General features: G+C 70.8%; 10 protein-coding genes. 4 read left to right on the top strand and 6 right to left on the bottom strand.

Annotated features, from left to right (window positions below):
* Positions 1-87 precede the first annotated feature (87 nt).
* Entirely contained in the window at positions 88-1,233 is a 1,146-nt protein-coding gene (locus ABH925_RS24275) for a chitinase (protein ID WP_370150971.1), read from the top strand.
* Here the strand turns inward: ABH925_RS24275 and ABH925_RS24270 are convergent.
* The 5 genes from ABH925_RS24270 to coxB form a co-directional block, all read right to left on the bottom strand.
* Complete coding sequence (locus tag ABH925_RS24270) at positions 1,221-3,218, bottom strand: MFS transporter (RefSeq protein WP_370150970.1); 1,998 nt, start codon at positions 3,216-3,218, stop codon at positions 1,221-1,223. The two genes, ABH925_RS24275 and ABH925_RS24270, sit on opposite strands and share 13 nt — an antisense overlap.
* A 126-nt stretch (positions 3,219-3,344) precedes the next feature.
* Positions 3,345-4,580 carry an Ig-like domain-containing protein gene (locus ABH925_RS24265; RefSeq protein ID WP_370150969.1) on the bottom strand — a complete coding sequence of 412 codons (1,236 nt, stop codon included), beginning with the start codon at positions 4,578-4,580 and terminating at the stop codon, positions 3,345-3,347.
* Positions 4,581-4,781: 201 nt separating this feature from the next.
* The gene (locus tag ABH925_RS24260; RefSeq protein ID WP_370150968.1) at positions 4,782-5,180 is read right to left on the bottom strand and encodes a cytochrome c oxidase subunit 4; all 399 of its coding nucleotides are present in this window, start codon (positions 5,178-5,180) and stop codon (positions 4,782-4,784) included.
* On the bottom strand, positions 5,177-6,937 hold the full coding sequence (gene ctaD, locus ABH925_RS24255; RefSeq protein WP_370150967.1) for a cytochrome c oxidase subunit I: 1,761 nt from the start codon (positions 6,935-6,937) through the stop codon (positions 5,177-5,179). Before ctaD ends, ABH925_RS24260 begins: the two co-directional genes overlap by 4 nt.
* Positions 6,934-7,806, bottom strand: coding sequence for a cytochrome c oxidase subunit II (coxB, locus tag ABH925_RS24250; RefSeq protein WP_370150966.1), 873 nt, complete (start codon positions 7,804-7,806; stop codon positions 6,934-6,936). The genes ctaD and coxB overlap by 4 nt, the downstream gene beginning before the upstream one ends.
* A 340-nt stretch (positions 7,807-8,146) precedes the next feature.
* Between coxB and ABH925_RS24245 the strand changes: the two genes are divergently transcribed.
* Positions 8,147-9,520 (top strand): cysteine desulfurase/sulfurtransferase TusA family protein, encoded by a 1,374-nt coding sequence (locus ABH925_RS24245; RefSeq protein ID WP_370150965.1) that lies wholly within the window; start codon positions 8,147-8,149, stop codon positions 9,518-9,520.
* Positions 9,521-9,610: 90 nt separating this feature from the next.
* Here the strand turns inward: ABH925_RS24245 and ABH925_RS24240 are convergent, their stop codons facing one another.
* The gene (locus tag ABH925_RS24240; protein WP_370150964.1) at positions 9,611-10,585 is read right to left on the bottom strand and encodes a carbohydrate kinase family protein; all 975 of its coding nucleotides are present in this window, start codon (positions 10,583-10,585) and stop codon (positions 9,611-9,613) included.
* Between the two features lie 181 nt (positions 10,586-10,766).
* Between ABH925_RS24240 and ABH925_RS24235 the strand changes: the two genes are divergently transcribed.
* A complete protein-coding gene (locus tag ABH925_RS24235) occupies positions 10,767-10,994 on the top strand; it encodes a hypothetical protein (protein ID WP_370150963.1) in 228 nt (75 codons plus the stop codon).
* A 135-nt stretch (positions 10,995-11,129) separates the two neighbouring features.
* Positions 11,130-11,693: a hypothetical protein gene (locus ABH925_RS24230; protein ID WP_370150962.1), complete on the top strand. Its 564-nt coding sequence runs from the start codon at positions 11,130-11,132 to the stop codon at positions 11,691-11,693.
* Positions 11,694-11,867 lie beyond the last annotated feature (174 nt).

Genomic DNA, 11,867 nt, shown 5'->3' with positions numbered 1-11,867 from the left:
GCCCCTCCCACAGTCGTGGGAGGGGCCCCTCGGCCTTGGGACGGCCCTGGTTTGACCGCGGTCGCGTACGGCTGGTTGGGTCTGCGGGTGAGTACTTCCGGGCAGGGCCGTTCCCGTCGTCGCGCCAAGTCCCGCCGACGTGCCGGGCCCGCCCTCGCGGTGGCGGCGGTCGCGGTGCTCGCGGCCGGCGGCGTGGCGATAGCCACCGCGGGCGGCGGACACCCGAGCGCCGGCCCGAGCGCCGGGACGTCGGGGACCGGGACGTCCGCTGCCGGGGCGTCCTCCGGCGCCGTGCCGTCGACCGCCGGCCCCGGACCGACGCAGCCGGCCGCGGGGGCGGTGCCGCTGGGGCTCAACGCCCCCTACGAGTACCTGGGCTGGGGAGCGCCGCAGTCACCGGTGGACGTGATGGCGGCCACCGGGGCCACCCAGCTGACGCTGGGCTTCGTCACCAGCGACGGCGGCTGCAACCCGGTCTGGGACGGCACCCGTCCCCTGGACCCGGGCGGCAGCGACGCGACCGCCATCGCCGCGATCCGGGCGCACGGCGGCGACGTGATGGTCTCCTTCGGCGGCGCCAGCGGCGACAAACTCGGCGTCACATGCGCTTCGGCGGACGCCCTGGCGGCGGCGTACCGGAAGGTGGTCGACACCTACCGGCTCGGGGCCGTGGACTTCGACCTGGAGAACGACGAGGTCGCCGACGGCACGGTACGCCAGCGCGTGGTGGACGCCATCGGCAGGCTGCACAGCGCCGAGCCGGGGCTGCGGATGTTCGCGACCTTCGGGGTGGGCACCGAAGGACCCGACGCCAACGAACAGGATCTGATCAGGCGGGGCGCCGCCGCGAAGCTCGCCCTCACCGGCTGGGTCGGCATGCCCTTCGACTTCGGCGGCCATCAGGGCGGTATGGCCCAGGTGTCCACCGCCGCCATCGACGGCCTGGCCCGCACCCTGGCCGCCGACTACGGCTGGCCCCTGGACCAGGCCTACCGGCACGCCGGGCTGTCCTCGATGAACGGGGTCACCGACGAGGCCGACGAAACCGTCAGCCCCGCCGACTTCACCGCGATGCTCGGCTACGCCCGGACCCACCACCTGGCCCGGTTCACCTTCTGGGCCGTCAACCGCGACCGCCCGTGCGGCGCGGGCCTCAGCAAGGGCGACTCCTGCGGCGGGATCGCACAGCAGCCCTACGCCTTCACCCGGACCGCCGTCGGCTACCGCGACTGACCGGCCCGCTCCGCCGCCCGCTCCGCGGCCGGGTCCATTTCCAGCCGGCTGCCGAGGCGCTGCAGGAACTCCTCCCAGCGGGCCACGAACTCGGGGTCGTGCGGGCTCAGTCCGGTGGCCATCCGGGTCACCTGGGGCAGCAGGGTGGGGTAGCTGGAGAGCGAGAAGCAGAGCAGCCGGAACAGCGCCGGGTCGAACTCGGGGTCGATCCGGCCCTGCTCCTGCCGCCGCGCGATCTCCGCGACCTGGGCCTGGATCACCGGTGTCCGCTCGTCCTCGCGGGGGATGGCCCGGTCCCCGTACGCCAGCGCCTCGCGCTGCAGGTAGCCCAGCCAGGAGCCGTCGCCGGACTCCTGCTCGTGGTAGTGGAAGCTGAGGAAGTCGCCCAGCGGTTCCGGCGCCTGGGAGGCGCGGTCCAGCCGGGTGCCGCGGATCCGGGACAGCAGGTCGGTGAACAGGGTGTCGCCGACCCGGCCGCCGGTGGACAGGAACATCGACCAGGCGAAGCCGCCGGCCCAGCCGGGCAGCCGCTCGATCAGCGCGTTGGACGGCTGCCCCGGCGCGTGCGGAAGCCGGAACACCAGCACCGCCGCCACCACCAGCAGGGCCGCCGAGATCGGCATCACCTCGGAGAACGCGGTGGCGTAGGCCACGCCGGGGGCGGCCTGCCCGACCAGGTCGAACAGGACCATGCCGAACAGGGCCACGCCGAGCACGTTCGCGGTCTGCATGGTCGTGGTGACGATCCCGGCGCCGGAACCGGCGTCCTTCACCGGCACCCCGGAGATGATGGTGCCGACCATCGGGCTCATGCCCAGGCCCTGGCCGAGACCGGCCACCAGCAGGGTGGGCGCCAGCGTCCACACCGTCAGCGAGGTACCGGCGGCGTACGCGGTGGCGGCGGTACCCAGCAGGCCCAGGGCGGCCACCACGTAGCCGAGCGTCAGCACATGGCGGCCGAGCAGCGGGACGAACCGGGGCGCGGCCAGCGAGGTGACGAAGAAGCCGAGCGCCGAGGGCGTGTAGACCAGCGCGGAGCTGATCGGCGAGAAGCCCAGCCCGGTCTGCAGGTAGACGGCCAGGGTGAACAGGAAGCCCGAGTAGGAGGTGATGAACAGCAACACGATCGGCACGCCGTTGGCGAAGCTGCGGTTGCGGAACAGCTCCAGCCGGACCAGCGGCTGCCCGCCGGCCGCACCGAGCCGCTTCTCGTACCGGACGAAGAGGTAGCCCACGGGCAGCGCGGCGATCAGGCAGACCACCAGCCAGGTGGGCCAGCCCTGGTCCCTGCCGAGCAGCAGCGGGACGCACAGCAGCAGCAGGAACGGCGTGACCAGGCCCACCCCGCCCAGGTCCAGGCGGGTGCTGCGGCCGGGCCGGTCGGCCGGCAGCCACACCATCGACGCCACCACGGCCAGCAGCCCGATCGGGACGTTGACCAGGAAGACCGGCCGCCAGGTCCAGCCGAACAGGTTCACGGCCAGCAGCACGCCGCCGATGAGCTGTCCGGCGATGGCGGCGATCCCGATCACCGCGCCGAAGACGCCCAGCGCCCGGCCCCGGGCTGCCCCGGAGTAGGTGGTCTGGATGATGGCCAGCACCTGCGGGTAGAGCGCGGCCCCGCCGACACCCTGCAGCACCCTGGCCGCGATCAGCACGTCGATGTTCGGCGCGGCCCCGCAGAGCGCGGAGGCGGCCGAGAACACGAGCAGGCCGATGATGAACATCCGCTTGCGGCCGATGATGTCGCCCAGCCGTCCGCCGGTGACCAGCAGGCAGGCATAGGAGATGGTGTAGCCGGAGACCACCAGTTCCACCGGGCCGAAGCTGGCGTGCAGCCCGCTGCGGATCGATGGGATGGCCACGTTGACGATGGCCACGTCGAGGATCGCCATGAAGGTGCCGACCAGCACGACGGGCAGGACGAACCGCGACGGCGGCGCCTCCGCGCCACCCGTACCGGCCGTGATTGGGCTCTCAGACACTGGACTTCCTCTCCCCGCACCCATCCAACTGACCCACCCGATTGTCCTGGCGATCAGTCATCTGTACAGGGAGTCATCGGAGTTGACGTGCACTATCCCAGGTTGCGCACGATCGGCCGCCGGCGCTCAGGCCTCGGGGCGCAGCAGGCCCGCCGGGGCGGCCGGCGGGGCGACGGCGGCCGGGGCGGTGTCGACCACCTGGCCGAGCGCGCTGCCCTGCTGCCAGTCGCTCCAGGACAGGTTCCAGTCGCCGAACCCGTTGCCGAACGGCTCCATCCGGTGGCCCTCGCTGTTGATCACCTGGACCAGGTCGCCGCGGCGGAAGGTGGTGTAGAACCAGTGCGCGTCCCCGGGGCTCATCCCGGTGCAGCCGTGGCTGACGTTGGCCACCCCCTGCGATCCGACCGACCAGGGCGCGGCGTGCACGTACTCGCCGCTCCAGGTGACCCTGGTGTCCCAGTAGACGTCCAGGTGGTAGGCGTTGGCGCTGTCCGCGGCGATGCCGACGGTGTCGGAGTTCATGAACACCTCGGGCTGCTGCTCCAGCACCACCTTGATGCCGTTGCGGGTGGCGAAGCCGGGCTTGCCGGTGGTGACCGGGATGCTGGTGACCCGCTGGTCGTTGCGGTAGACGGTCAGGTAGTCGCTGCCGGCGTCGGTGACCGCGAGCAGCTTGTCCCCGGTGCTGAAGGAGATCCGGCTCGGTGCTCCCCCGTAGACGCCCCCGCCGACCGGACGGTCCTGGAGGTCGAAGGAGGCGCTGATCCTGGCGTGCGCGGGCCAGTAGTCCTGCGGGCGGAAGTGCAGCGTGGTGTCGTTCACCCAGTACCAGCCGCCGCGGACCGAGGGGGTGGAGCCGACCGTCAGCGCCCGCTCGACGACCTGCCGGGCGGCGTGGTCGTGGACCGGCAGGCTCAGGGTCACGGTGATCGGCTCGCCGACGCCGTAGACGGCCTTGTCGCCGGGGGTGAGGACGGCGGTGAGGGTCTGCGGGGCGGAGCGGGTGGAGAAACTCTCGACGGTGGTCCCACGCCCGCCTGAGCCGTCGTCCGCGCTGATCCTGACGGTGTACTGCTCGCCGGCGCCGAGCGGCGCGGTGGACCGCCAGCTGCGCTCGTCGGCGGCGACGGCGCCGGCCAGGTGCCGGCCGTCGGCGCTGGTGACGGTCACGTCGGTGAGCGTGCCCCGGACCGCGTGCACCACCAGCGGCGCCGCCGGGTCGGCCGGCGCCCGGCCGTTGGCGCTGACGCTGACCAGCGGCGCGGCGTCGACGGACGTCTCGTGGCCGGGCGTGGTGCCGCCGCTGCAGGCGCACAGCGCCAGCGGGCCGAGGACCAGCACAGCCGCCTTCACAAACCTCATCCGTTCCTGTCCCTCCGAGCGCGACGCCGACAACCGACGTACCGTCACATCCTAGAAAGATGTGGCAAAGTGCACATTCCACCGCACTCGGATGAGTGAACGCCGATCAGCGAACGCCGCGCCGACGGCTCCGCACCGACGGGAGAAACGCCGAAGGGGCGGTGACCGTGGATCACGGTCACCGCCCCTTCGGGAGACGGGTCACTGCGTCTGGTTCTCGCCCCGGTAGTACTCGAACACCCAGCCGAAGAGGCCGATGCCGATGATCGGGAGGGAGAAGTACAGCAGCCACCAGCCGAAGATGACGCCCATGAAGGCCATCGCCCCGCCGATGCCCAGGGACAGCGGCTGCCAGCTGTGCGGGCTGAAGAAGCCCATGGTGCCGGCGTCGTCGGACACCTCGGCCTTGGGGTTGTCGCCTGCCCCGGTGTCCACCCGCTTGGCGGTGAACAGCAGGTAGAAGGCGATGAAGATCCCCAGACCGAAGGCCATGAACAGGGCCGTGGTGCCGGTCGGGTCCTTGGACCAGAGGCCGTACCAGATGGCGATGCCGAGGACGAAGATCGCAAAGCCGAGGAAGATCTTGCCTTGTTCCCTCATCGGTCACCCTCCCCCTTCGTGGTGTCGGACTTGGCGTCGAGCACGGCGACCAGGTGCGGCGGCACCTCGCCGTGGTTCTCCAGGTAGTCCTGCGCGGCGATCTCCGGGTGGTGCAGGTCGAAGGCCGGGGACTCCGAGCGCACCCGAGGCAGGGTCAGGAAGTTGTGCCGCGGCGGCGGGCAGGAGGTCGCCCACTCCAGCGAACGGCCGTAGCCCCACGGGTCGTCGACGTCGACCTTCTCGCCGTACCTGGCGGTCTTCCACACGTTGTAGAAGAACGGCAGCATCGAGGCGCCCAGGATGAACGAGCCGATGGTGGAGATCAGGTTCAGCGTGGTGAAGCCGTCCGTCGGCAGGTACGTCGCGTAGCGACGCGGCATGCCCTCGGCGCCCAGCCAGTGCTGCACCAGGAAGGTGGTGTGGAAGCCGATGAACAGCATCCAGAAGGTGATCTTGCCCAGGCGCTCGTCCAGCATCTTGCCGGTCATCTTGGGCCACCAGAAGTGGAAGCCCGCGAACATCGCGAAGACGACCGTGCCGAACACCACGTAGTGGAAGTGCGCCACCACGAAGTAGGAGTCCGAGACGTGGAAGTCGATCGGCGGGGAGGCGAGCAGAACACCCGTCAGACCACCGAAGAGGAAGGTCACCAGGAAGCCGACGGTCCACAGCATCGGGGTCTCGAAGCTCAGCGAGCCCCGCCACATGGTGCCGATCCAGTTGAAGAACTTCACGCCGGTCGGGACCGCGATCAGGAACGTCATGAAGGAGAAGAACGGCAGCAGCACCGCGCCGGTGACGTACATGTGGTGCGCCCACACGGTCACCGAGAGGCCAGCGATGGCGATGGTCGCCGCGATCAGGCTCTGGTAGCCGAACATCGGCTTGCGCGAGAAGACCGGGATGATCTCCGAGATGATGCCGAAGAACGGCAGCGCGATGATGTAGACCTCTGGGTGTCCGAAGAACCAGAAGAGGTGCTGCCAGAGGATCGGCCCGCCGTTGGCCGGGTCGAAGACGTGTGCCCCGAATTTCCGGTCCGCTTCCAGTGCCAGCAGCGCGGCCGCCAGCACCGGGAAGGCGAGCAGCACGAGCACGGCGGTCAGCAGCACGTTCCAGCAGAAGATCGGCATGCGGAACATGGTCATACCGGGCGCGCGCATGCAGAGGATCGTGGTGATGAAGTTGACCGAGCCGAGGATCGTACCGAAGCCGGACAGCGCCAGACCCATGATCCACATGTCACCGCCGACACTCGGCGTGTGGATCGCGTCGGAGAGCGGCGAGTAGGCGAACCAGCCGAAGTCGGCAGCACCCTGCGGGGTGAGGAAGCCGCCCACGGCGATCATCGAGCCGAACAGGTACAGCCAGTACGCGAACATGTTCAGCCGCGGGAACGCCACGTCGGGCGCGCCGATCTGCAGCGGCATGATCCAGTTCGTGAAGCCGGCGAAGAGCGGGGTGGCGAACATCAGCAGCATGATCGTGCCATGCATCGTGAACGCCTGGTTGAACTGCTCGTTCGTCAGCACGCCGCCGTCGGGCTGCGCGAGCTGGGCACGCATCGTCAGCGCCAGGATGCCACCGATGATGAAGAACGCGAACGACGTCACCAGGTACAGGGTGCCGATCGTCTTGTGGTCGGTGGTCGTCATCCACTTGATGACGTTGGTGCCGGACTTGCGCTCCAGCAGGGGCTTACCGCCCACGGCGGGCGCGCCGCCGCTGAGTCCCTGGGGTTCGTTGAGGATCGTCATTTCGCGTTGTCCGCTCCCGTGGTCACGATGCCTGCCGGCACGTGTCCCGACTGGCCCTTCGCACGCAGGTCAAGCAGGTGGGCTTGGTACTCGGCCGGGGTGACCACCTTGACATTGAAGAGCATCTGCGAGTGGTTCACACCACAGAGCTCCGTGCACTTGCCACGGAAGGTGCCCAGCGCGGTGGGCGTCACCTCGAACCGGTTCACGACCCCGGGGATGACGTCCATCTTCATGAGGAAGTCGACCGGCCAGAAGCCGTGGATCACGTCGCGCGAGGTCAGCTCGAACTCGACCGTCTCACCCTGCGGCAACCACAGCGTGGGCGGCTGGCCGGGCGTGCCGACGTCGTAGGCGCCGCTCTGGTCGTCGTTGGTGACGGCCTCGTTGGCCTGGTCGACCGGGTGCTCGTAGTTGAACGCCCAGCTCCACTGGAAGCCCACCACGTTGATCACGTGCTGCGGCTTGTTGTCGACCTTCAGCAGGTAGTTCTCGTCACGCGCGGTGTAGAAGAAGAACACCGACACCATGATCAGCGGAACCACCGTGAACAGGGCCTCGACAGGCATGTTGTAGCGGAACTGCGGCGGCACCTCGACCTTGGAGCGGCTGCGCCGGTGGAAGAACACGCTCCACAGGATCAGCCCCCAGACGAGGACACCGACCGCCAGTGCCGCGATCCACGAGCTCTGCCAGATGAAGAGGACCGTCTTGCCCTGCTCGTCGCGCGGAGTGGGCAGGCCGAGCCGAGGCAGTTGCGAGGACGAGCAGCCGGTGGCGGTGGCAAGGACGAGGCCCAGCGTCAGCGCTGAGAGCAGCTTCCGCCGCATCGAGCGCCGCGGCGAGCGGTCGGAGCCGTTGGGACTCACGTAGCGCCTTCCCGAAGTCTCGCCCGCTCACGCGCCACGCGGGTAACCGTCGGTCCCGGTGGCCCGGTCAGCGGGCAGGGTTTGGATGTTTATGCGGGCCAAACCCTACTCCAGGCGTATCGGAGCTTCGCGGGCAGGTCCGGCTAACGCGCCGATCTGGCCCCCGGATGGCCCCCGAATGGATGGAATCCCAGGTCAGATGGGCACTTCGCATACCCGTCGACTTGTCCGGCGACACGCCGGAGCCATCCGGCTGACACACCATAAGGCACCCAAACGATCTCCCCGGAGACGCCCCCCTGACGCGTCGACAGACGCCCCGGCTGGATACCGTGGACCGGTGCCGTACTTCGACGCCGCCTCCACCGCCCCGCTGCACCCGCTCGCCCGCCAGGCCCTGCTGTCCGCACTGGACGACGGCTGGGCCGATCCGGCCCGGCTGTACCGGGACGGCCGCAAGGCGCGGATGCTGCTGGACGCCGCCAGGGAGACGATCGCGGCCGAGCTGGGCGCGCGTCCGGACGAGGTGGCGTTCACCACTTCGGGTACCCAGGCCAACCATCTGGCGGTACTCGGTGCGCTGGCCGGGAATCACCGGAAAGGGCGTCATCTCGTACACTCCGCCGTCGAACACTCGTCCGTGCTCCATGCGGCCGAGCGGCACGAGGCGGACGGCGGCGCCGTCGGCGCCGTACCGGTCGACCGTCAGGGGCGGGTGTCGGCGGACCAGTTCGGCGCCGCGCTGCGACCGGACACCGCGCTGGCGGTGCTGCAGTCGGCCAACCACGAGGTGGGCACCGTGCAGCCGGTCGCCGAGGTGGCCGAGCTGTGCGCGGCGGCCGGGGTGCCGCTGCTGGTGGACGCGGCCCAGTCGGCCGGGCCGCTGCCGGTCCCGGCGGGCTGGTCGCTGCTGACCGCCTCGGCCCACAAGTGGGGCGGCCCCGGCGGCGTCGGCGTGCTCGCGGTACGCAAGGGCGTCCGCTACCGCTCGCCGCTGCCCGCCGACGACCGCGAGTCCGGACGGGTGCCCGGGTACGTCAACGTCCCTGCGGTGATCGCGGCGGCGGTGGCGCTGCGGGCGGTCCGTCAGCAGGCGGCGGAGCTGAACCGGACCCAGCACGCCCGGATCGAACGGCTCCGCGCGGAACTCCCGGCCCTGGTCCCGGACCTGGCCGTGCTCGGCGACCCGGAGCACCGGCTGCCGCACCTGCTGACCTTCTCCTGCCTCTACGTGGACGGCGAGGCGCTGCTCTCCGAGCTGGACCGGGCCGGCTTCGCGGTCTCCTCCGGCTCCTCCTGCACCTCCAGCACGCTGACGCCCAGCCATGTGCTGGCCGCCATGGGGGTGCTCACCGAGGGCAACATCCGGGTGTCGCTGCCGCCGGACTGCACGGACGCCGACGTCGACCTGTTCCTGCGGGTGCTGCCGCAGGCCGTCGCCACGGTCCGGGCGCAGCTGGACGCACCGTCGGCGGGGACGGCCACGGCCGGCCGGCTGGTGCTGGACACGCTCGGCCGCCGCTGCCCGATCCCGGTGATCGAGCTGGCCCGGCACCTGACCGAGGTCCCCGTCGGCGGGGTGATCGCGGTCCTCTCGGACGACGAGGCGGCCCGCCTCGACATCCCCGCCTGGTGCGAGATGCGGGGCCAGGAGTATTTGGGCGAGGAGGCGGGGCCGACGGGGGTTGCCTATCTGATCCGCCGTTTGACTTGATCGCGCAGTTCCTCGCGCCCCTTAGGTGGTGCAAGTGAGCCAGCTGCACTACCTAGGGGCGCGAGGAACTGCGCGAACAACCATCTACGGTCAGCCCAGGTGGTGGCGGACCTCGGCGGCCGCGTCCTCGCCGTAGGCGGTGGCGAAGCGCTCCAGGAAGTGGCCCCGGCGCAGCTCGTACTCCTGGGTGCCGACGGTCTCGATCACCAGCGTGGCCAGCATCGAGCCGATCTGCGCACAGCGCTCCAGCTCCAGGCCCCAGGTCAGACCGGCCAGGAAGCCCGCGCGGAAGGCGTCGCCGACGCCGGTGGGGTCGGCCTTGACGTTCTCGGCCGGGCAGCCGATGACGATCGGCAGCTCACCCTTGCGGTCGATCCGCGCGCCCTTGGCGCCGAGGGTGGTGATCCGAACGCCGACCCGGTCCAGGATCTCCTCCTCGGACCAGCCGGTCTTGGTCTCGATCAGCGCCTTCTCGTACTCGTTGGAGAAGAGGTACGCCGCGCCGTCCACCAGCGTGCGGATGTCCTCCGCGTCCAGGCGGGCCAGCTGCTGGGAGGGGTCGGCCGCGAAGGCGTAGCCGCGGCTGCGGCACTCCTGGGTGTGCCGGACCATCGCGTCCGGGTCGTCCGCGCCGATCAGCACCAGGTCCAGGCCGCCGGCCCGCTCGGCGATGGGCTGCAGCTCGATGTTCCGGGCCTCGCTCATCGCGCCGGTGTAGAAGGAGGCGATCTGGTTGTGGTCGGTGTCCGTGGTGCAGACGAAGCGGGCGGTGTGCCGGGTCTCGGAGATCCGCACCGCGCTGGTGTCCACGTGGTGGCGGTCCAGCCAGGAGCGGTACTCGGCGAAGTCGGCCCCGGCCGCGCCCACCAGGATCGGCCGCAGGCCGAGCAGGCCCATTCCGAAGCAGATGTTCGGAGCGACCCCGCCGCGGCGCACATCGAGCGTGTCCACCAGGAACGAGAGCGAGACGGTGTGCAGCTGGTCGGCCATGAACTGCTCGGCGAAACGGCCGGGGAAGGTCATGAGGTGGTCGGTCGCGATCGAACCGGTGACAGCGATACGCACGGGGATGCTCCTAGGGAGGAACGGTCGAGTGTCGGCCCTACCGTACCGGCCGCTCATCACCCGTTACCGCATCGAACCTGTGCGGTTACCCTGCGGTAGGACTGGATCACGCCCCGACCTGGACCTAGGGTCGAGAGAGGGCGGCCGGCCCGGCCGCGCCCGTCGATACCTGGAGGCCCGGATGATGCCCAGGAGCAACCCGGTCCATGTCCCCCCGTTCCTGCGGGGTGACGCGGACGCCGAAACGCTCGCAGGGCTGGTGCACACCTCACGCCGGATGCGGAAGTTCTGGCCCCTGCTGGCCGTGGACGAGCCGCACCCGCCGACCGCGGCCCGGGTCGCCCCCGGCTTCCGGGTCACCCCGCACGAGGCCTCGCTGCTGCACGACCTCTCCGAGTTCGGCGACTGAACCACTCGTCTCCATCACCTCCCGGCCGAGACCCGGCCGTCCGGCGAACCCGGCGGCGGGGGTCCGGGAGGGAACCGATGACAGGGCTCCCCCGTCACATCTGTGTTCGGACGGAAGCGGCATCGGGAGGGTGAAGTGACGCGTAGGACTTCGGCGGCTCTGGGGGTCGCCGCGATCATGGCACTGGGGACGCTCACGGCGTGCGCCAGCGGCACCGGCCACACCCTCGCCGCCGGCAGCAGTGCCTCACCCTCCGCCACGACGGCGCCGGTCTCCCCCACGGCACCGGCAACGGTCACGCCCTCCCCCGGCGGCAGCACCCCGCATGCGGGCCTGACGCCGCCGGCCGCCGAGCCCAGCTCGGGGACCCCGCGCCCGGGCACGGTCAAGCCGGTCGGCTACAGCGCCGCCGGCACCGTGCTGACGGTGGACTTCTACGCCGGGGTCTGCCAGAAGTTCGGCCTGGTCGCCGACCAGGCGACCGCGGGCGAGGTCCGGGTGACCATCGTGGTGACCGGGGGCCCCAGGCCGGGCCAGCTCTGCCCCGCCCTGATCCGGCAGCAGGCGGTGTCCGCCGACCTCGGCTCCCCGCTGGACGGCCGCACCGTGGTCGACGCCACCACCGGCCGGATCATCCCGCAGCAGAACGTCATTCCCGGCGGCGGCATGATGACCCACGGCCCGACCAGGCCCAACTGACGCCACCACGACCGGGCGCAGAGTACGACCAGGCGCAGAGCACGACCGGGCGCCGAACGACCGGGCACGGGACGACGACGGCGGAGGCGCCCCCACCGGTTCGGGGTGGGGGCGCCTCCGCCGTCGCGCGTCCCCGAGGGGACGCGCCGTCTCACCGTGTCGCTGCCGGGAGCC

Source organism: Streptacidiphilus sp. EB129 (assembly GCF_041262645.1).
In the GTDB taxonomy this organism is placed as follows: Bacteria; Actinomycetota; Actinomycetes; order Streptomycetales; family Streptomycetaceae; genus Streptacidiphilus.
This window is presented reverse-complemented; position numbering and strand designations above follow the sequence as displayed.

Excerpts from the sequence above, each read along its gene's own strand:
- ABH925_RS24265 (WP_370150969.1), bottom strand. The coding sequence starts at position 4,580 with ATGAGGTTTGTGAAGGCGGCTGTGCTGGTCCTCGGCCCGCTGGCGCTG.
- ABH925_RS24260 (WP_370150968.1), bottom strand. The coding sequence starts at position 5,180 with ATGAGGGAACAAGGCAAGATCTTCCTCGGCTTTGCGATCTTCGTCCTC.
- ctaD (WP_370150967.1), bottom strand. The coding sequence starts at position 6,937 with ATGACGATCCTCAACGAACCCCAGGGACTCAGCGGCGGCGCGCCCGCC.
- ABH925_RS24235 (WP_370150963.1), top strand. The coding sequence starts at position 10,767 with ATGATGCCCAGGAGCAACCCGGTCCATGTCCCCCCGTTCCTGCGGGGT.